We start from the raw sequence: 18,753 nt of genomic DNA, 5'->3' as shown, positions 1-18,753 counted from the left end.
ATATAGCCTCATTCAGCCTAAACATTGAAAAATTACTCAGCAAAGAGCAAAACAACAGCATAAGCACAAATACCTTCTTCGCGTCCTACAGGACCTAATTTTTCATTAGTTGTGGCTTTGATACCAACTTGATTTGGTGAAAGATGTAAAACACCTGCTAGTTTGTCGCGCATTTTATCAATATGTGGTTTCAATTTTGGACGTTCTGCGACGACTACCGAATCAATATTGCCAATTTGCCAACCGCGATCGCGTATCAATTCATGTACTTGAGCTAATAACATTAAACTATCAGCCCCTGCCCATTGAGCATCATGTGGGGGGAAATAATGTCCAATATCCCCCAAAGACAAAGCACCCAACATTGCGTCCATAATCGCGTGCGTCAAGACATCAGCATCACTATGTCCCAACAAACCAACTTCGTGAGGAATCTTAACACCTCCCAAAATTAAAGAGCGATCGCTCACCAGTCGGTGAATATCATAACCGTTACCAATGCGAATATTAGTCATTTGTTAGTTAATGGTTGTTAGTTAATGGGCATTGGGCAATCTGAGGAGGGGGAAAGGGGAAAGGGAAAGGGGGAAAAAAATATCATGAGTGATTTAAATAACTCTTTATTTCTATACCTTTACCCTTTACCCTTTAACCTTTTCCCCTCTTTAAATCTCCCCATCCCCTTGTCCCCCCTCATCCCCCTCATCTCCCCTCCCCCGACTCGTTCAACAAATCAGGACGACGTAAGCGTGTTCTGGCAACTTGTTGCTGATAACGCCATTTAGCGATCGCAGCATGATTACCGCTAAGTAACACATCAGGTACTTTCCAGCCCCGAAAATTTGCCGGACGGGTATACTGAGGATAGTCTAATAATCCTTCCTCAAAACTTTCTGATTGTAAAGACTCGGCTTTACCCACAGTTCCGGGAATTAGTCGCATGACCCCATTAATCAAAGCCATTGCGGGAATTTCTCCACCAGTCAGAACAAAATCACCCAAAGAAACCTCACGAGTAACTAAATGCTGCACTCGCTCATCTACTCCTTCATAATGTCCGCAAATGACAATTAACTGGTCATAATTTGTCACCAGTTCTCGTAAGAGTGGTTGATTTATCGTTTGACCTTGAGGACTCATCAAAATAACCTCTCTGCGAGGTAAAATCGGCAGCGACTCCACAGCTTTAAAAATTGGTTCTGGCTTCATCAGCATTCCCACTCCACCACCATATGGTTCATCATCCACCTTGCGGTGCTTGTCGGTGGTAAAGTCTCGTGGATTAACCAAATTAATTTCGGCAATTTTTTTTGCTAAAGCTTTACCCAGCAATCCAGAACTGAGAACAGAGATAAACGAGTCAGGAAATAGCGTAACTATATCAAAGCGCACAGTAATTCGTATTCAAGGACACTAATCTTAAATTGGCATGTTTGGAGAAAAGAAGGAGCTTTCTTGAGCAGAGGGAGCGTTCTTGAGGAGGGGACATTTCCCTTTCCCCTTTCCCCTTTCCCCCTCTTCAAAAAGCTCTTTTTTCGGAGTGATGTTGCGTCAAAGACTTATGGAGCTTCATCAATAGTATCTAAAAGTACCAGAGAAGATTGGATTTTGTGCGCCAGCAAAAGTTTTTCTAATTACTTAATTTATGTTTAAATATTGTGACAACTACATTTAAATTAATAATCGAAGCAAGTTAACAACTTCCACCGGATGCATCAAGCCAGTCTCAGAAAAAAGCTTGCCAACACCTGCTTTCCCCAAGCAGTATTTTACCAGTCTGGAAAATTAAGACAGGTGAAAAACAAGAGCTTTGCGCGATCGCCACGGCAAGGGACTCTATCGCCGGTTGAAGTACGACACCTGCTGAAGGAAGCATCAATTTCTCCCTGCCTTCAGCCGGTGTCTACCACATCAAGCAACAGAGCAAAGTTTCACACAAAAGCCGCGACAAGAGCGTTTGTTGAAGTGTCCTCCTTTGAAGCGAAGCGGGAACATCATTACAAATACTGAACCTTGTTTTATTCACCCGAAGTTGTTGACAGGAGAAACACAATGCCGCAATTAAAAGCTAAATCGCTGGAAATGAGGACACCTCAAGCAACTAAGACCGCCGTTCTGGTTATCGGAGGCGCAGAAGACAAAGTTCACGGACGTGAAATCCTCAGAACTTTTTTTGGACGTGCCGGTGCTAGCAATGGCTATATTACAATAATTCCATCAGCCTCTCGCGAACCTGCCATCATTGGTGGTCGGTATACCCGGATTTTTGAAGAAATGGGTGCTAAAAAGGTTGAGATATTAGACATTCGAGAACGGGATCAGTGTGAAAGTAGCGAAACAAAAGCATCCTTAGAAGCCTGTAGCGGGGTGTTTTTGACAGGGGGGGATCAATTGCGCCTGTGTGGTGTGTTGGCGGATACGCCAGCAATGGAAATTATCAGGCAACGAGTGAGGGCAGGGCAGCTAACTCTCGCAGGTACTTCGGCAGGGGCAGCAGTCATGGGGCATCATATGATTGCTGGGGGTGGTAGTGGTGAGACACCAAAACGTTCTCTAGTTGATATGGCAACAGGTTTAGGATTTATTCCAGAGGTGATTGTCGATCAACACTTTCACAATCGCAATCGGATGGGAAGGTTAATTAGTGCGATCGCCGCACATCCCGATCGCCTCGGTATTGGTATCGATGAAGATACTTGTGCCATGTTTGAAAGGGATGGTTGGCTGCAAGCTATGGGCAAAGGCAGTGTGACAATTGTCGATCCCACAGAAGTGACACACACCAACGAACCCCATGTGGGAGCCTCAGAACCGCTAACGGTGCATAATTTACGACTGCATATCCTCAGTCATGGCGATCGCTTCCACCTCTACCAACGCACAGTCCTGCCCGCTGTACACCGTATTTCCAGCTGACGGAATAGAGTATCTGAAGGTACACTGTGTTGACCGCTAATTTCTCGCTAGCTGGAGAAAAATAATCATCATACCATGTAAAAAGAAAAAACTGTTTTTCATGAACAGTTTAGCGGTCAATTCAAGTATGAAACTAGTAAAAAACTAGAATTTAGGTTCCGAATCTCCATCTACCTATTCCCATGAGAATCCTCAAGATCCAGACATTACGCGGCCCCAATTACTGGAGCATTCGACGCCACAAGCTCATAGTCATGCGCCTCGACTTGGAAAATCTCGCCGAGACGCCCTCGAATGAAATTCCTGGCTTCTATGAAGGATTAGTTGAGGCACTGCCAAGTTTGGAGGGTCATTATTGCTCCCCTGGCTGTCGTGGTGGCTTTTTGTTACGGGTTCGCGAAGGCACCATGATGGGTCACATCGCCGAACACGTAGCCTTAGAACTCCAGGAATTATCCGGAATGCAGGTAGGCTTTGGTCGGACTCGCGAAACCGCCACACCTGGGGTTTACCAGGTAGTAATTGAATACCTGAATGAAGAAGCCGGACGCTATGCAGCACGGGCAGCAGTGCGGTTGTGCCAAAGCATAGTTGATCGAGGTCGCTATCCTAAAGCCGAATTAGAGCAAGATATACAAGACTTAAAAGAATTGTGGCGTGATGCTTCCTTAGGACCCTCAACAGAAGCAATTGTCAAAGAAGCCGAAAAAAGAGGCATTCCCTGGATGTCTCTGCCGGCACGCTTTTTGATTCAGCTGGGCTACGGCGCTAATCAAAAGCGGATGCAAGCCACAATGACCGATAATACCAGCGTTCTGGGGGTAGAACTCGCTGGCGACAAAGAAGCCACCAAACGCATCTTAGCGGCATCCGGCGTGCCAGTCCCTAGAGGCACAGTCATCAACTTCTTGGACGATTTGGATGAAGCTATTGAAATGGTTGGTGGCTTTCCCATCGTCATCAAGCCCCTAGATGGCAATCATGGACGCGGGATCACCATTGATATCCGCACCAAAGAAGAAGCTTCAGCCGCTTACGATGCTGCCAGACAAGTTTCCCGCTCAATCATTGTTGAGCGCTATTATGTCGGTCGCGACCATCGAGTACTCGTGATAAATGGTAAGGTCGTAGCAGTAGCGGAACGCGTGCCCGCTCATGTAGTTGGTAATGGCAGATCCACTGTAGCCGAACTAATTGACGAAACCAATCAAGACCCAAATCGCGGTGAAGGACATGATAATGTCCTGACAAAAATTGAACTAGACCGCAACAGTTATCAGCTACTAGAAAGGCAAGGCTACACTCTCAATAGCGTGCCAAATAAAGGTGAAATGTGTTATCTACGGGCAACTGCTAACCTCAGTACAGGTGGTATTGCTGTAGACCGCACCGACGAAATCCATCCAGAAACCGTTTGGCTAGCACAACGGGTAGTCAAAATTATCGGTTTGGATATCGGCGGACTTGATGTTGTCACCACCGATATTAGCCGTCCTTTGCGCGAAGTTGATGGCGTGATTGTCGAAGTAAACGCTGCCCCCGGTTTCCGGATGCACGTTGCCCCCAGCGTTGGCATCCCCCGTAACGTTGCCGGCGCAGTCATGGATATGCTGTTTCCTAACGACCAATCCAGCAGCATTCCCATCCTCACTGTGACGGGTACAAACGGCAAAACCACCACTACTCGCCTGCTAGCACACATTTATAAGCAAACCAAAAAAATTGTAGGTTATACAACTACAGATGGGACTTATATCGGTGATTACTTAGTGGAAACGGGAGACAATACAGGTCCCCAAAGCGCTCAGTTAATTTTGCAAGACGCAACTGTAGAAGTAGCAGTGCTGGAAACGGCTCGCGGCGGTCTTCTCCGCTCAGGGCTGGGTTTTGAAGCTGCAAATGTAGGTGTAGTATTAAATGTTGCCGCCGATCATTTAGGCATCGGCGACATTGATACTATTGACCAATTGGCAAATCTTAAGTGTGTGGTTGCCGAATCTGTGTATCCTGATGGCTATGCAGTACTTAACGCCGATGATGTGCGAGTTGCGGCAATGGCAGAAAAAACCAAAGCGAATATTGCTTACTTCACCATGAACCCGGATTCGGATCTGGTGCAGAAGCACATCCAAAAGGGTGGAGTTGCGGCAGTGTATGAAAATGGCTATTTGTCAATAGTCAAAGGCGATTGGACGCACCGCATCGAAAGGGCAGAAAATATACCTTTGACAATGGGCGGACGTGCACCGTTTATGATTGCTAATGCTTTAGCAGCTTGTTTGGCGGCGTTTGTGCAAAATGTGACAATTGAACAGATTCGTGCGGGGTTAAAAACCTTCCGCGCTTCTGAGAGTCAAACCCCAGGACGAATGAATTTGTTTAATTTGGGGAATCACCACGCTTTGGTCGATTATGCCCATAATGCGGCTAGTTATGAAGCTGTGGGTTCATTTGTCCGCAACTGGAGTACAGGACAGCGAATTGGTGTAATTGGTGGACCAGGCGATCGCCGTGACGAAGACTTTGTGACTTTAGGTAAACTGTCAGCAGATATTTTTGACTACATCATCGTCAAAGAAGATGATGACACAAGGGGGCGTCCACGAGGTTCGGCTGCGAGTTTGATTACCCAAGGCATCATCCAAGTTAAGCCTAATTGCCGCTATGAAGTCGTTATGGACGAAACCCAAGCAATTAACAAAGCTTTAGATACGGCTCCAGATAAGAGTCTGGTGGTGATTCTACCAGAAAGTGTCAGCCGCGCTATTAAGTTAATTAAACTGCGCGGTCTAGTTAAAGAGGAGTTGCATCAACCAAATACTACAACTAATCCTGTGGATTCCCAAATCTCTGTGTTAAATAAGCTGTTATGACGTGCGAAGTCGGTCAAAGAGTCAATAGTCAAAGAGTCCATAGTCAAAATATTGACTGTTGACTATTGACTATTGACTGTTGACTCTTGACTCCTAACTTTTGAAATCTTCTTTTTCTTCCGGACTGTTTTCGTCACTGGGATTTTTCATTTCCTCTTTAAACCCCCTGAGGGTTTTGCCCAGTGCGCTTCCTAGTTCGGGAATTTTTTTTGGTCCAAAAATTAAAATAGCAACTATAGCGATTACAGCCACTTCCGTCCATCCCAGTCCAAACATAGGTGTCTCCTGTAAACTGAATAATTAATGAAAGGACTGAAGTCCTTACTACGATTCTCGCGTAATCGGTATATGTAACCAATCGCTTAATTCATGCGCTAGCCATTCGAGTTCAACTTCAGATTTGACAATACCATTATTGATACCTATTTCATACTTCTGGACTCCTGCCCAAATATCTAATTGCGCCGGCACTTGAAAGCGGTTTTCTTCCAAGTCTTTAGTAAAGTGGCTGGAAGTGTAAACCAACTTAGTAATATCTTGTGTTAGCGATGGACGCTGATAAAATTTAAATCCAAATATCTTGGTTGTGAAGGCAATTTGCTGCTTTGTCAAGCGCAGTCCGGTACTTTTGAATAAAGGAAATAGTAGCAAAGATGCTAGATGAAAACCAGCACCCCAAAAAGGAAGGGAGAATAAGCTAAAGATAACATTGATCGGAATTGGAGCGGCAAGAGCGTTAATTGTCCAAAAAAAGATAAATGAATTCCACGCGATCGCAAACAAACCCGTGAACACCATCGATGATTGAAAGCCAACTGGCGGAATGAGAATTAAGAGCGAATCTCTATCCTTGGTAAGTTGAATTTTACTACCATTTGGTTTATTTAAAGCTAAAGTATTGATTCTTGGTTGTGAATCATTTAAAGCTGCAAGTGCTTCAACAGCAGAACTCAAACGCTTTTCTAAACTCGGTTCAATCATCCACCGCAACCAATCAGTAAAGGCAGGACTGAGATTAGCGATATGCTCAAATGATATGCGAAAATCCTTTTGGGGTAAATCTGCTGGGTGAATCCCCGTAACCAAAGAAATTAACGTTGCACCTAAACTATAAAGGTCAGAAGCGTTGGTTGTGCGATCGCCAAATTGTTCAGGTGGCATATAACCGTATGTTCCTACCACAGTCCGAGTTCCGCTTTCTTTAGCAACAGTCTGGACTGACCCAAAATCTACAAGGTAGACAATACCAGCACTATTACCAGCGCGAGCGCCCAATAAAATATTGCTAGGCTTAATATCGCGGTGAATTACTCTTGGATGCAAAGAGTGCAAGTAAATCAGAATTTCTAAAAGCAATGAAGCAATTTCTTTTACTTCCGCTTCCGTAAAACTACGTCCTGCTTTTAAATATTGCTCTAAAGTTTGTGCCGGGATATAAGACTGTACTAAAGCAAATCCTTTAATAGAAGGGGAATTTACCTCAAAATAATCTACATAGCGAGGAATACAGGGATGAGACAAGGATTTTAACGTTTCGGCTTCCCTTTCAAACAACTTGAGATCGTCCCATTCAAAATCATTGCTAAAAGAAAGTAACTTGATTACAACTAATTCCTCAGTTTCCAAATTACAGGCTAAAAGCGATCGGCGTCCCGCCTTTTTTCCTAATTGTTGCCGAATTTGATAGCGATCGCCTAATATCTGACCATTCATCACAAAAAATAAGGCTAAAGGACTTTAATGAGGGGAAAAGGTTAAAGGAAAGAAAAGAAAGTTTTTTTATTCCCTTGCCCTTTCCCCTTTCCCCTTTCCCCTTTCCCCTTTCTTTTTTCCCCTTTTAATTTAATTGTAGAATCCTACTATGCCCTCCCAACTTTGGCCCTACATTACTCCTGGTATTCCGGATGAGTTGTTTGAAAGCTTACCCGGAATTCCTCTTTCACAGCGTGAAATTCGGCTGCTGTTGATAGCTCAATTACGTCTATATCCTAATTCAGTGTTGTGGGATATTGGCGCGGGAACAGGTACAATTCCGGTAGAAGTGGGTCTGTTGTGTCCTGAGGCGCAGATTATCGCTGTAGAACGAGATGAAGAAGTAGCCAACTTGATTCGACGCAACTGCGATCGCTTTGAAGTGAAGAATGTTGAAGTCATTGAAGGTAATGCTCCAGAGTGTTTGCACAATTTGAAAGAGAAACCCGATCGCGTCTGCATTGAGTCCGGACGTTCCATCCAAGAAATTTTGCCAGCAGTTTGGAATTATTTACCATCATCCGGTCGAGTTGTCGCCACAGCTGCTAGTCTAGAAACTCTGTATGCTATTTCTCAAAGCTTTTCTCAACTCCAAGCTCGGAATGTTGAAGTTGTCCAATCGGCAATAAATCGCTTAGAAACACGCGGCTATTCGCAAACCTTTGCTGCCGTCGATCCCATTTTTATCCTCAGTGGTGAGAAACTAGAATGAAAAAGAGGGGGAAAGGGTAAAGGGGAAAGGGGAAAGGGGACTCATAAACCCCATATTTAAAAATAGGGGCTTTATACCATGTGGGGAAAAGGGATTTGAAGAGGGGTAAAGGTGAAAAAGGAAAGGGGAAAGGTACGAAAATAAAATAGCGCAAAGTTGGCGGGATCGGTTTCCGTCCCGTCAACCTTTGTAAGAACGGATTTATTCAAATAACTCTATATTTCTTACCATGAACCCCCTTCCCCCTTCCCCTTTACCCCTCTTATCCCGTTTCCCCCTTCCCCTTTCCCCTTTTCCCCTTCTTGGTAAATCTGAAGGCTGAAGGATAAAGGATAAATAACAACCAAACTTCAAACTTCATCCTTTTTACTTCACACTTATATCTATGCCTTGGTCTCGAATTATTAGTGGAATTGTGGCGATCGCCGTTGCTTTAAGTGCAACCCTTTTAGGGGGTTGGTACTTTACTATTATATTTGCGGCGATTATCTTTTTGGGTCAAAAGGAATATTTTGAGTTAGTGCGAAGCAAAGGTATCTTTCCTGCAACTAAAAGTACTCTTTTTGCCAGCCAAGCTTTGTTAGTGATTTGTACTCTTAATGGCTCTTTAGCTGATGCTGTCACACCATTAGCCGGAACATTTATTTGTTTTTACTTATTGTTTCAGCCAAAGATGGCAACGATTGCTGATATTTCCGCTTCGATTATGGGGTTATTTTACACAGGTTATTTGCCGAGCTACTGGGTAAGGTTACGCGCAATTGATAGTGAAGGTATCAACAATATACCTTTAGGTGGGTACTTACCCTCAGATTGGCTAGATATTATTCAAAAAGGAAACTTTGATTTATTACCACAAGGTTTGACAGCAACAGCGCTGACTTTCCTCTGTATTTGGTCAGCTGACATCGGCGCTTATGCTTTCGGCAAATTCTTCGGTAAAACTCCTCTGTCTGATATTAGCCCGAAAAAAACCGTTGAAGGAGCAGTATTTGGCATTAGTGCCAGCGTTCTCGTAGCCGTCGTAGGAGCTTATTTTCTTAACTGGTCAAAACCTCTTTTCACTGGTATGGCACTGGGTTTGCTCATTGGGATCGCTAGTATTTTGGGCGACCTTACCGAATCCATGCTCAAACGCGATGCTGGGGTAAAAGATTCAGGGCAATTAATCCCAGGTCACGGCGGCATCTTAGATCGTACTGATAGTTATATTTTTACCGCTCCTTTAGTTTACTACTTCGTCACACTCGTATTGCCATTGTTAGGGCATGGGGGCTAGGGACTGGGGACTGGGGACTGGGGACTGGGGACTGGGGACTGGGGATTGGGGATTGGGGACTAGGAAAAGAATTATTACCATTGCCCATTGCCGATAAGAAAAAATCAACAATGATTATTTGAAGTTTTTAATTCTTAATAATTAGGGATTAACGTTTATCCGTCCGCGACAAACTAGTTTACCTGGGATCAGCGTTAATTCTTGGATATCTACATCTGAACCTAGATCCAAATACTGTCCTTGATTATCCTCTGTAAGCACTGCTGTGCCCTGCTTACAGAGGATTTGTGACAGATGTAATTCATGAGCGCTGAGTAATTTTAGGCTTACACTCATCTCAACCGTAGTGGGATGGGTTACGTCTGTATGAATTCCGCAAACTTTCAAATTATTATTTGCAAGAGAAATTGTTTGCCAAGCTGTTGGCTTGGAATTTGGGCTGTGTTCTGGTAATAGTTTTAGCAGTAGATCATTTAAAGCAGTCGCTAATAATTCCGATGAGACAGAGGCATTAAGATCCTCCTCGTTCAGGATTACCTCGCCAACTACAGGTACTGTTTCCAACAGTTGCAGTGGTTGTCCCTTGAGTACTGCGCCAATGTTTATCCTTATATTTTCTGCCTTGAGTAAAATTTGTGTGAGATGGAGACCTTGATAAATTGCATGAGTAGCAAAAATAGATACTCCAGGAATGCGACCCGAAAGAAGTTGGCGATCGCTTGCTTGAATTTCCACTTTCAGTTCCGATATCTGGCTGACTTGCGATCGCAACCAAAGCGAGAGTGCTGTTTTTAGTACATTGCTTATGATGCGTATCTTCTGGGGATTTTTGGGTGATAAATTTTCTTTATGCATCTAATCAACTTTTTGATCAGGATCTATATGAGAACCAAGGAGAGCGCTCAAACAGAATTCAACTCTAACATTTGTCGCAATTGTCAACAAAGTGCAATTATTATAGTTAACTTAATACTTACACCTATCATAAGTAATTTCCACATGGAGGAAAGGTTACAAAAAATTCTATCTAAATGGGGAATAGCCTCAAGACGGGAAGCCGAAGAAATGATTAGGCTTAAGCGAGTGGGGATTAATGGCGAATTGGCGCACTTAGGTCAAAAAGCTGACCCGCTTATAGATACCATCACAGTAGATGGCAAACCTATATCTGGTCTTGTGCGTCCAGCTTTAATTTATCTGTTACTACACAAACCTGCTGGAATAGTTTCCACCTGCGAAGATCCCCAAGGACGAACAACAGTTCTGCATCTACTACCGAAAGAATTAAGAGGAAATCAAGGCATTCACCCAGTTGGTCGTTTAGATGCATACTCAACAGGGGCATTAATACTGACAAATGACGGAAACTTAACATTTGGTTTAACTCATCCTAGCCACAGTATTCCTAAGACTTATTGTGTTTTGGTAAAAGGTCATCCTCCAGAATCAGTGTTACAAACATGGCGTCAGGGTGTGATGCTGGAGGGTAAAAAAACACGACCGGCGCAAGTGCGTCTAAAACAAAGTTTGGCAGATGAAAGCTGCCTAGAAATTATTTTAAAGGAGGGAAGAAATCGTCAGATTCGCCGTGTAGCCGAACTACTGGGATACCCAGTGATTAAGCTGCACCGCACAGCCATAGGTCTAATTCAATTGGAAAAGCCCGGAGAACCTTCTTTAGCTGAAGGTTCCTATCGTTCCCTAAAAGATGATGAGATTCGCTTTTTGCAAGAGCAAATTAAGCACATACCTATTAATGATTCAGTTGGGTTTAGGAGCATCAGACCATTATGAACTGGAAAAAAAGCAAGGATGATAATCAACCAATAGCTTCTGTGGAGCAATTACCAGCCGAAAAGTTGGCTTCCTTGGGTGGTCAACTTTGGGTAAAGCGTACTGAACAAGGTTTATCCTTAGATGAAATGGTCGCATTGACCATGATTCCCCGTCGATTGTTGCAGGCGATCGAAGAAGGTAATTTAGATGATTTGCCAGAACCAATTTATATTCGTGGTTTAATTAGGCAATTCGCTGATGCACTGGGCTTGGATGGAGCGGAATTTGCTAAAAGTTTTCCCGTCGGATCAAATCGTGTTAACCTTACACCTGGCTGGAAACCTACGCCCTTCGGTCGAGTGCTGCGTCCTTTTCATCTTTATGTGCTTTACATCGGTTTGATTATCTGTTCTGTTAACGGCTTGTCTAAATTATTGAATAATGCCGCTATCGAAGCCAACAATAGCCAAATTACCGAAAAAGCACAGATTCAGCCGAAACAAACACCGACTGTGCAAATTCAACCTGTTAGCAATATCAGCAGTAACGGACAGGCAGTGCAGATTGGTGTCACCTTAAAGGAGAAATCTTGGATTCGCGTTGTCGCTGATGGCAAAACTCAATTTGAAGGGGAATTGCCAGAAGGAACTCAACGCACTTGGAAAGCTCAAGGTCAACTGACAGTTAGAGCCGGCAATGCTGGGGGTGTGCTGGTAAGTGTCAATAAAGAGGAAGCCAAGCCAATGGGAGATATTGGGAAAGTCAAAGAAGTCATAGTTGCTGCCAAGCCTGGGACTTGAGGAGTAGGGGACAAGGGGACAAGGGCACAAGGGGACAAGGGAGAGCAAAATAATTCTTTTTCCCAATGCCCAATGCCCAATGCCCACTTCCCCTATTTACTTCACTTGCGGAGCGCGACCGTAAAGGTTGGTGAGATTTTTCAGCTTTGAACTTAATTCATGGGTTAAAGCTTCTGATTGATATCGCCATTCCCAGTTACCTTCGGCAACACTAGGGGTATTCATCCGCCCTTGGGTATCTAATCCTAAAAAATCTTGTAAGGGGATAATTGCCTGATTCGCTACAGAACTTAAGGCAAGTCGAATTAAATCCCAGTGAATACCTTCAGGACTGACAGAACCTAAATAAAGCAACAAGTTTTGCTTTTCGTAATCGTTAGCTTGGTTGAACCAGCCTATGGTTGTGTCGTTGTCGTGAGTGCCGGTGTAAACTACGCAATTGCGATTGTAATTGAATGGTAAAAAGCCATTACCGGGATCGGAACCAAAGGCAAATTGCAAAACTTTCATCCCCGGAAACTCAAATTTGTCACGCAACGCTTCTACCTCCGGGGTGATTACTCCTAAATCTTCCGCCAAAACTGGTAGCTTGCCCAATTTTTGTTTAATTTCCTCAAATAATTTGTCTCCTGGAGCTTTGATCCACTCTCCATTCATGGCTGTTTTTTCACCTTGTTTGACAGCCCAATAAGCTTCAAATCCGCGAAAGTGGTCAATGCGAATTACATCTATGTAATCCAGCATTGCTTCAAAGCGTTTCACCCACCATTTAAAGTTTTGTTTTTCTAATTCATCCCACTTGTAAACTGGGTTGCCCCACAATTGACCGGTGGCGCTAAAATAATCTGGTGGAACTCCTGCCATTAGTGAGGCTTCTCCTGTGTTTTCATCTAAGGAAAAAATATCAGGATTAGACCAGACATCAGCGCTGTCGTGAGCTACGTAGATGGGGATATCACCTATAATTTCTATCCCAGCCATGTTGGCGTAGGTCTTCAACTCAGACCACTGGCGGAAAAATTCAAATTGGGTGTATTTGTAATAAAAAATCTCCGCTTCCATCTGTTGCCGCACTCGATCCATTGCTTCTGGTTGACGCGATCGCACTTCTGGCTCCCAACTATACCAACTTCCGCCTCCGTTAGCATCTTTCAATGCCATAAATAAAGCGTAATCATCCAGCCAATAAGCTTTGATGTCACAAAAACCAGCAAATTCTTTTTGTTGTGTAGATGCTGTTTGGGTTTTAAATTTCTCGCAGGCTTTCTTTAATAGCCCAATCTTAAATGGTACTACTTGCTCGTAGTTGACTTTATTCGGATCAAATTCTGGTAAATTAGCAAGGTCTTCTGATGATAGCAAACCTTGCTCTAGCAGCTTTTGGGGGCTGATGAGTAGAAAGTTTCCTGCTACTGCTGAATAGGAAGCATAAGGAGAATTACCGTAACCAGTCGGACCTAATGGCAGAACTTGCCAATATTGTTGCTGAGTTTCTCTCAAAAAATCAATAAAGCTGTAAGCCTCTATGCCTAAGTCACCAATGCCGAATGGACTGGGAAAAGATGTGGGATGAAGTAAAATACCGCTGGATCTGAAAAAAGGCATTGCTTTACCTAAATTATGGGAAGATGCGATCAAGAGCGAATTTATCACGTAATAGTGGGCATTGGGCAATGGGCATTGGGCAACGGGCAACGGGCATTGGGCATTGGGAATTAAAGAAGTTCGGATGCGCGAGTGCGTGAATAAATACGATTCTTTCCATGCCCCATGCCCCATGCCCCATGCCCTATGCCCTATGCCCCATGCCCTATGCCCCATGCCCCTCACTAACCATGTCTTACCGCAATCCGGCTCCGACAGTTGATATCATCATCGAATTGGTCGATCGCCCTCATCGACCAATAGTGTTAATCGAAAGACATAATTCTCCTTTGGGTTGGGCAATTCCTGGTGGTTTTGTCGATTATGGGGAAAGTGTGGAAGTGGCAGCGCGGCGCGAAGCTCAAGAAGAGACGGGTTTGCAGGTAGAATTAATTGAGCAATTTTTGGTGTATTCTGACCCAAATCGCGATCGCCGTCAACACACGCTAAGTATTGTGTTTTTGGCGACGGCGAGGGGTGAACCAAATGCGGGGGATGATGCGAAATGTGTAGGGATTTTTGAGTCTTGGTGTGTGCCTGGTAATTTATGTTTTGACCACGATCGCATTTTGCGCGATTATTGGCATTATCGGCATTATGGTATACGTCCGAGGTTGGGGTAGAAAACGAACTTTACTAGGCGCAGAGGGCGCAGAGGAGGAAAGATGAGTAAGAGGGTGATTCGGACTAGTGATGCACCGGCGCCGGTGGGTCCTTATAATCAAGCGATCGCTGTTTCTGGTGATTTGGTGTTTTTAGCGGGGCAAATTCCCCTTGATGCAGGTTCGGGGGAGATTGTTGGAGTCGGGGATGTGACGCGGCAAACGCAGCAGGTGATGGCGAATTTGGGGGCAATTCTAAAAGCTTCTGGGGCGGGGTTTGATGATGTGGTGAAGACGACTGTGTTTTTAGCTGATATGAATGATTTTGCGGCGATGAATGCTGTTTATGGTTCGTTTTTTGATGAAGCGATCGCACCTGCGCGTGCTTGTGTTCAAGTGTCGCGTTTACCTAAGGATGTTTTGGTGGAGATTGATTGTATCGCGGTGATTTAAGGGGTAAATGTATTAGACAAACGTCGTAAAAATTAATTATGCGTTACCCAAAACCTTTTGTAGAGACGCGATTTATCGCGTCTTGGACTCATTTATAGGAGATTATAACTATGAGGTGTGTCATTTATTTATATGGCACACCAAAACATCAGCCTGATATTACTACATGACGGGCGATCGGGCTATTATGCCCCGCCCCTCTCATTAACGCCAAAACCATCAAGCCAATCATCCCAGAAGCGATAAGTCATAGATTCTAAAGCCGGAGCATGCAACCTAGTATCAGCACGTAACTGAGTCACACTTGTGCCATTAAGAGAAGCAATTTCGCAAGCATGACCAATAAACCAACGCTCCATCCCCCTTGCCGTTACCTCTGGGTGAAATTGCAGCCCTAGGCAATTATTTCCCCAAGAGAAAGCTTGATTTTGGTATTGCGGTGAAGAAGCCAAAAGCACAGCATCCTTAGGCAAATCAAAAGTATCACCATGCCAATGCAGAACAGCAGTCTCACTAGCACTGAGATAACGTAAAAATGAACTCTCCCCCGCAGGTGATAATTGTAGTTTGCCCCAACCAACTTCCTTACCATTTCCACCAGGGTAAACAACCGCCCCTAAAGCACGCGCCATCAACTGACTGCCCAAACAAATACCCAGAGTTGGTAAGTCTTTTGTTAGTCTTTTCTCCAACAACCTCAGTTCATCCTTAATGAATGGATAGTCCTGCTCTTCATACACACCAATCGGCCCACCAAGGATAATTAATAAATCTGGCTGCAAGGGTTCAATCAATGATAAATCGTCCAAACCCGCTTGTTGATAAACAATTTGATAGCCTCTTTGCTCCAGTACCGGACGCAAATTACCTAAATCTTCAAAAGGTACGTGTTGAATGACAAGTGCGTTTTGCATAATCTTTCTTATGTATAAAGCAGTGAATTGACTTATGGAGTAAGAGAAATAAAATGATTGCGACAGACATCTTCTTACAAGCTAGAACAAGAAGGCAATGCTCAATCTAAAATCCAAAATGGTCTAAAAGTAGTTAATTAAACAAGCCAGCTTTTGCAAAGCTATCGACACCACGTTGCGAGTCTAAAATACCCATCTCGCTAGCCAGAGTGATTAACTCAGAGTAATCAATGCGTAACAAGTTGACTTCGTTAGCTGCCGCACAGTCAGCAATCATTGATTCTGCTTTTACAAACCCAATTTGTTCGAGCATCGTTTGCCAAACATTCAACTCGACATTAGCAAACCACAACACAGGTTTAGGTAAAACTTCAATAAAAAAGTCTTTTTGCTCTTGGGTTAGCTCACTATAAATGCACTTGGCTAGATGTTTGAAGATGCCACTATGAGAAAGCTCATCACGTTTATGTGTCGCAACCGTCAGGCGGTTGAATGGTTGGATCGTCGTATCATTCGACAGTAAATCCAAGTAGTCACTGATAAATACCTCAGAAACAATGGCTGTGGCTACTTGAATCAGGGTTTTTTGCCAAGTTTCAGGATAACGTTCTTGTTCACGCTGCATCTTGCTTACCAAATTGAACTCTGGTAAACGTAATGACTCTAAACCTCGACGCTTTCTGGTAATGTGACAAGCGTTAACTACCAACAGTATATGATAAGCTTCATCTACTAATGTTTCACTAGCAATCTGTTGGCTAATTCCATCTTCTACCCCTGGTACACTTCTATAGATGATGTGGTTGCAGGCTGGCGTAATCACTTTCGCTTCGATATCGATAGTCTTTTCGTTATAAGCTATCCAACCAGCAGAGAGAATTTTCGTCTGCATCTGTGTTGGTGCTGCTAAAAAGTCAGGGTGTGCTTTAAACGGTAGTAAATCAGTGCGGAAGTCGGATATTGTTTCATCAAATGTCAATTCTGGGTTAGACTGCTCATTGATTTTTTGTTTAACTCGAGCATGTTTATGCCAGTTTACATTCATTTTCTCTAGTAGGTTCCGAGAATAGGAAGTTTCTTGCCGACGAGATTGATTTGTGTTGTTAGAGATATTTCTTTGTTGATTAAATACAGCAGTACAGTTCATGATTAACCTCGAATTAATTCTTTTGATCTCTGTAGAAAAGGTGTACTAAAACCAATTTATTTTCTTCTTACTTGACTGCAATTATTTCAATATTATTGATACTTAATTGAGTGTTGAAGAATGTTTTTGTTGGTTTAGTATATTTAGGTATACAGATTCAATCTGAATCATTACGGATGATGCCTGCTTTTTTTTAGAATTTTTTCTATCAAATCTTGCACCTGGAAATATGAATGTCAAAACCAAAACTACGTGCAAGGCGGGAGAGTCTTGGGAGCTTGTTTGCAAAACGGTCTTGTCATTTCCTACTTCTGCTTTTGGTTTACTGATTTGCGACTTGGGGTAAATATAGCGGTGCGATGTAAAAGTTGAGTGTTAGAGGATACGTGACAAGTTAAGGGTTTTTGCAGTCTACAATCTTATAGTCGTAAAGCTTGACGACGAATTTCACTTATGCGATGGAAAATAAAGATGATGCCGATGCGATCGCTCTCTCGTTTTGGGAATACTTAGTTTAGTAAACTCAATGGAGTAAGAAAAATGGCAGACAATCGAATCAGTGCGAATCTTTCGGCATCAGATCGGCTGGCAGTGATGGATGCGATCGCCACTATTCGGCAAAAATTACCGTTTTTGGTTGATTTGACAGCGGAAGATCGGAAAACTTTACCCAAGCTTGGTGATAAAAGTCGCGCTTTTGTAATTAAAGCGCTGGAAGTGGGGACACAAAACCCAGACTTTTTACCGCGATCGTTTGATTTGGATGAAATGCGTCGGGATATCGAACTATTTGAAGCGTTGTATCCAATTTTGTTGTCGTTGACGCAACTGCAAGAACTCGTGGATGATACTGCTGTTGCAGTGGGTAGTGAAGCTTATGCTGCGGGGTTGATGGTTTACAATTACGCCAAAGCAAGCGGTAAAGGCACTGGTTTAGATTCAATGGTCAATGATTTAGGGCGCCGCTTTGCTCGAAAAACTAAGAGAGTGCCAGTAAAGACATCGTAATTTTAGCATCCTCTGAACAGAGTTTGCTAGCTGTACGAACAAAGTCCCTCTTTGCGGACTCGATGATTTTAACTTGGAAGTTAAATTTTTCAGCTTTGAATTTGGATGTTTTGGTGTAAAGCTAGACGTTCCGAGTTCAAAGCTTTTATTTTGGGGTTTGAAGTGAGAACGTTCCTGTTTGAAGTGAGAACATTCCTGTTTGAAGTGAGAACATTCCTGTTTGAAGTGAGAACGTTCCTGTTTCAAGTGAGAACGTTCCTGTTTCAAGTGAGAATGTTCCTGTTTCAAGTGAGAACGTTCCTGTTTCAAGTGAGAACGTTCCTGTTTCAAGTGAGAACGTTCTTGTTTGAAGTGAGAACGTTCCTTGTTTTTATTACTCTTGCCAGATTAAATTTAAAACCCTATGTTTAAATTAGTCCGCGCAGGCGGACTTTGTTTGTGTAGCCGCGACTTCCAGTCGTCGGGGCTTCATAATTATTATTCTTTATTTTTAGATTAGTCCGCGCAGGCGGACTTTGTTTGTGTAGCCAAGCCAGTGCGTTGCGCGGGTTCCCCGCGTTGAAGCATCTGGCGTGCGACTTCCAGTCGTCGGGGCTTCTCAAAAATCTTGAAAAACCTCACCCTGTCCGTTCCGGACATCCCTCTCCTTAGTAAGGAGAGAGAAAGATTTACCCAAGGGTAAAGCGAGGGTGAGGTTTTTCCGAGTTCTGTGTACACGGTAAGAAGCCCGACGATTAAAATTGCGGCTACACAAACAAAGTCCCCCTGCGCGGACTAACCTGAAAATAGGGTTTCATATAGAGCGGTAATCAAGCGGACATAATATAACGTACCTACTAAAAAGAATTTCTCAAAATCCGAAATCGGGGGTGCATAA

19 protein-coding genes are annotated in these 18,753 nt (G+C 43.5%); 11 read left to right on the top strand and 8 right to left on the bottom strand.

The annotated features are described in order from the left end of the window. Positions 1 to 32: 32 nt before the first annotated feature. Entirely contained in the window at positions 33 to 515 is a 483-nt protein-coding gene (gene ispF, locus TOL9009_RS0122535) for a 2-C-methyl-D-erythritol 2,4-cyclodiphosphate synthase (protein ID WP_029634815.1), read from the bottom strand. A 187-nt stretch (positions 516 to 702) separates the two neighbouring features. Next, positions 703 to 1,392, bottom strand: coding sequence for a tRNA (guanosine(37)-N1)-methyltransferase TrmD (gene trmD / locus TOL9009_RS0122530; RefSeq protein ID WP_029634813.1), 690 nt, complete (start codon positions 1,390 to 1,392; stop codon positions 703 to 705). Between the two features lie 318 nt (positions 1,393 to 1,710). Between trmD and TOL9009_RS46050 the strand changes: the two genes are divergently transcribed. The 3 genes from TOL9009_RS46050 to cphA all read left to right on the top strand — a co-directional run bounded on the left by TOL9009_RS46050 (position 1,711) and on the right by cphA (position 5,789). Further along, positions 1,711 to 2,010: a hypothetical protein gene (locus TOL9009_RS46050; RefSeq protein ID WP_144238308.1), complete on the top strand. Its 300-nt coding sequence runs from the start codon at positions 1,711 to 1,713 to the stop codon at positions 2,008 to 2,010. A 42-nt stretch (positions 2,011 to 2,052) separates the two neighbouring features. After that, positions 2,053 to 2,916 (top strand): cyanophycinase, encoded by an 864-nt coding sequence (locus TOL9009_RS0122520; RefSeq protein ID WP_029634811.1) that lies wholly within the window; start codon positions 2,053 to 2,055, stop codon positions 2,914 to 2,916. 182 nt (positions 2,917 to 3,098) lie between these two features. Continuing rightward, positions 3,099 to 5,789 (top strand): cyanophycin synthetase, encoded by a 2,691-nt coding sequence (gene cphA / locus TOL9009_RS0122515; RefSeq protein ID WP_029634809.1) that lies wholly within the window; start codon positions 3,099 to 3,101, stop codon positions 5,787 to 5,789. Between the two features lie 93 nt (positions 5,790 to 5,882). On the opposite strand, the gene TOL9009_RS0122510 is transcribed toward cphA, so the two are convergent. Beyond that, the gene (locus TOL9009_RS0122510; RefSeq protein ID WP_029634807.1) at positions 5,883 to 6,065 is read right to left on the bottom strand and encodes a Sec-independent protein translocase subunit TatA/TatB; all 183 of its coding nucleotides are present in this window, start codon (positions 6,063 to 6,065) and stop codon (positions 5,883 to 5,885) included. Positions 6,066 to 6,113: 48 nt separating this feature from the next. Next, positions 6,114 to 7,502 carry a serine/threonine protein kinase gene (locus tag TOL9009_RS0122505; protein ID WP_029634805.1) on the bottom strand — a complete coding sequence of 463 codons (1,389 nt, stop codon included), beginning with the start codon at positions 7,500 to 7,502 and terminating at the stop codon, positions 6,114 to 6,116. Positions 7,503 to 7,650: 148 nt separating this feature from the next. On the opposite strand from TOL9009_RS0122505, the gene cbiT reads away from it, so the two are divergent. Both cbiT and TOL9009_RS0122495 read left to right on the top strand, forming a co-directional pair. Beyond that, entirely contained in the window at positions 7,651 to 8,253 is a 603-nt protein-coding gene (gene cbiT, locus TOL9009_RS0122500) for a precorrin-6Y C5,15-methyltransferase subunit CbiT (RefSeq protein ID WP_029634803.1), read from the top strand. A 385-nt stretch (positions 8,254 to 8,638) separates the two neighbouring features. After that, positions 8,639 to 9,532: a phosphatidate cytidylyltransferase gene (locus TOL9009_RS0122495; protein ID WP_029634801.1), complete on the top strand. Its 894-nt coding sequence runs from the start codon at positions 8,639 to 8,641 to the stop codon at positions 9,530 to 9,532. 141 nt (positions 9,533 to 9,673) lie between these two features. On the opposite strand, the gene TOL9009_RS0122490 is transcribed toward TOL9009_RS0122495, so the two are convergent. Further along, a complete protein-coding gene (locus TOL9009_RS0122490) occupies positions 9,674 to 10,387 on the bottom strand; it encodes an LmeA family phospholipid-binding protein (protein WP_029634799.1) in 714 nt (237 codons plus the stop codon). Between the two features lie 144 nt (positions 10,388 to 10,531). Between TOL9009_RS0122490 and TOL9009_RS0122485 the strand changes: the two genes are divergently transcribed. Next, positions 10,532 to 11,326 carry a pseudouridine synthase gene (locus TOL9009_RS0122485; protein ID WP_029634797.1) on the top strand — a complete coding sequence of 265 codons (795 nt, stop codon included), beginning with the start codon at positions 10,532 to 10,534 and terminating at the stop codon, positions 11,324 to 11,326. After that, complete coding sequence (locus tag TOL9009_RS0122480) at positions 11,323 to 12,108, top strand: helix-turn-helix domain-containing protein (RefSeq protein WP_029634795.1); 786 nt, start codon at positions 11,323 to 11,325, stop codon at positions 12,106 to 12,108. Before TOL9009_RS0122485 ends, TOL9009_RS0122480 begins: the two co-directional genes overlap by 4 nt. A 96-nt stretch (positions 12,109 to 12,204) precedes the next feature. On the opposite strand, the gene malQ is transcribed toward TOL9009_RS0122480, so the two are convergent. After that, positions 12,205 to 13,713 carry a 4-alpha-glucanotransferase gene (malQ, locus tag TOL9009_RS0122475; RefSeq protein WP_029634794.1) on the bottom strand — a complete coding sequence of 503 codons (1,509 nt, stop codon included), beginning with the start codon at positions 13,711 to 13,713 and terminating at the stop codon, positions 12,205 to 12,207. Positions 13,714 to 13,774: 61 nt separating this feature from the next. On the opposite strand from malQ, the gene TOL9009_RS47645 reads away from it, so the two are divergent. The 3 genes from TOL9009_RS47645 to TOL9009_RS0122465 are packed head-to-tail and all read left to right on the top strand — an operon-like array spanning position 13,775 to position 14,807. Then, on the top strand, positions 13,775 to 13,975 hold the full coding sequence (locus tag TOL9009_RS47645; RefSeq protein WP_186227625.1) for a hypothetical protein: 201 nt from the start codon (positions 13,775 to 13,777) through the stop codon (positions 13,973 to 13,975). Next, positions 13,944 to 14,375 carry an NUDIX domain-containing protein gene (locus TOL9009_RS0122470; RefSeq protein WP_029634793.1) on the top strand — a complete coding sequence of 144 codons (432 nt, stop codon included), beginning with the start codon at positions 13,944 to 13,946 and terminating at the stop codon, positions 14,373 to 14,375. The genes TOL9009_RS47645 and TOL9009_RS0122470 overlap by 32 nt, the downstream gene beginning before the upstream one ends. A 42-nt stretch (positions 14,376 to 14,417) precedes the next feature. Continuing rightward, positions 14,418 to 14,807 (top strand): RidA family protein, encoded by a 390-nt coding sequence (locus TOL9009_RS0122465; protein WP_029634790.1) that lies wholly within the window; start codon positions 14,418 to 14,420, stop codon positions 14,805 to 14,807. Positions 14,808 to 14,992: 185 nt separating this feature from the next. On the opposite strand, the gene TOL9009_RS0122460 is transcribed toward TOL9009_RS0122465, so the two are convergent. Together TOL9009_RS0122460 and TOL9009_RS0122455 are read right to left on the bottom strand one after the other, a co-directional pair. Next, positions 14,993 to 15,721: a glutamine amidotransferase gene (locus TOL9009_RS0122460; protein ID WP_029634788.1), complete on the bottom strand. Its 729-nt coding sequence runs from the start codon at positions 15,719 to 15,721 to the stop codon at positions 14,993 to 14,995. 133 nt (positions 15,722 to 15,854) lie between these two features. Further along, positions 15,855 to 16,868, bottom strand: coding sequence for a diiron oxygenase (locus TOL9009_RS0122455; RefSeq protein ID WP_051502993.1), 1,014 nt, complete (start codon positions 16,866 to 16,868; stop codon positions 15,855 to 15,857). 540 nt (positions 16,869 to 17,408) lie between these two features. Here TOL9009_RS0122455 and TOL9009_RS0122450 point away from each other — a divergent pair. Further along, positions 17,409 to 17,876, top strand: a complete 468-nt coding sequence (locus TOL9009_RS0122450; protein ID WP_029634784.1) for a hypothetical protein — start codon at positions 17,409 to 17,411, stop codon at positions 17,874 to 17,876. The last annotated feature ends 877 nt before the right edge of the window (positions 17,877 to 18,753 follow it).

The organism is [Scytonema hofmanni] UTEX 2349 (assembly GCF_000582685.1).
In the GTDB taxonomy this organism is placed as follows: domain Bacteria; phylum Cyanobacteriota; class Cyanobacteriia; order Cyanobacteriales; family Nostocaceae; genus Hassallia; species Hassallia hofmanni.
The sequence above is the reverse complement of the archived record's forward strand: the minus strand, read 5'-3'. Positions and strand labels throughout refer to the sequence as shown.

What these genes read in the sequence shown, in the direction of transcription:
- TOL9009_RS0122510 (WP_029634807.1), bottom strand. Translation starts at nt 6,065, where the DNA reads ATGTTTGGACTGGGATGGACGGAAGTGGCTGTAATCGCTATAGTTGCT.
- TOL9009_RS0122520 (WP_029634811.1), top strand. Translation starts at nt 2,053, where the DNA reads ATGCCGCAATTAAAAGCTAAATCGCTGGAAATGAGGACACCTCAAGCA.
- TOL9009_RS0122505 (WP_029634805.1), bottom strand. Translation starts at nt 7,502, where the DNA reads ATGAATGGTCAGATATTAGGCGATCGCTATCAAATTCGGCAACAATTA.
- cbiT (WP_029634803.1), top strand. Translation starts at nt 7,651, where the DNA reads ATGCCCTCCCAACTTTGGCCCTACATTACTCCTGGTATTCCGGATGAG.
- TOL9009_RS0122485 (WP_029634797.1), top strand. Translation starts at nt 10,532, where the DNA reads ATGGAGGAAAGGTTACAAAAAATTCTATCTAAATGGGGAATAGCCTCA.
- TOL9009_RS0122490 (WP_029634799.1), bottom strand. Translation starts at nt 10,387, where the DNA reads ATGCATAAAGAAAATTTATCACCCAAAAATCCCCAGAAGATACGCATC.
- malQ (WP_029634794.1), bottom strand. Translation starts at nt 13,713, where the DNA reads ATGCCTTTTTTCAGATCCAGCGGTATTTTACTTCATCCCACATCTTTT.
- TOL9009_RS46050 (WP_144238308.1), top strand. Translation starts at nt 1,711, where the DNA reads ATGCATCAAGCCAGTCTCAGAAAAAAGCTTGCCAACACCTGCTTTCCC.
- ispF (WP_029634815.1), bottom strand. Translation starts at nt 515, where the DNA reads ATGACTAATATTCGCATTGGTAACGGTTATGATATTCACCGACTGGTG.
- TOL9009_RS0122460 (WP_029634788.1), bottom strand. Translation starts at nt 15,721, where the DNA reads ATGCAAAACGCACTTGTCATTCAACACGTACCTTTTGAAGATTTAGGT.
- TOL9009_RS0122465 (WP_029634790.1), top strand. Translation starts at nt 14,418, where the DNA reads ATGAGTAAGAGGGTGATTCGGACTAGTGATGCACCGGCGCCGGTGGGT.
- TOL9009_RS0122450 (WP_029634784.1), top strand. Translation starts at nt 17,409, where the DNA reads ATGGCAGACAATCGAATCAGTGCGAATCTTTCGGCATCAGATCGGCTG.
- TOL9009_RS0122495 (WP_029634801.1), top strand. Translation starts at nt 8,639, where the DNA reads ATGCCTTGGTCTCGAATTATTAGTGGAATTGTGGCGATCGCCGTTGCT.
- TOL9009_RS0122480 (WP_029634795.1), top strand. Translation starts at nt 11,323, where the DNA reads ATGAACTGGAAAAAAAGCAAGGATGATAATCAACCAATAGCTTCTGTG.
- cphA (WP_029634809.1), top strand. Translation starts at nt 3,099, where the DNA reads ATGAGAATCCTCAAGATCCAGACATTACGCGGCCCCAATTACTGGAGC.
- TOL9009_RS0122470 (WP_029634793.1), top strand. Translation starts at nt 13,944, where the DNA reads ATGTCTTACCGCAATCCGGCTCCGACAGTTGATATCATCATCGAATTG.
- TOL9009_RS0122455 (WP_051502993.1), bottom strand. Translation starts at nt 16,868, where the DNA reads ATGAACTGTACTGCTGTATTTAATCAACAAAGAAATATCTCTAACAAC.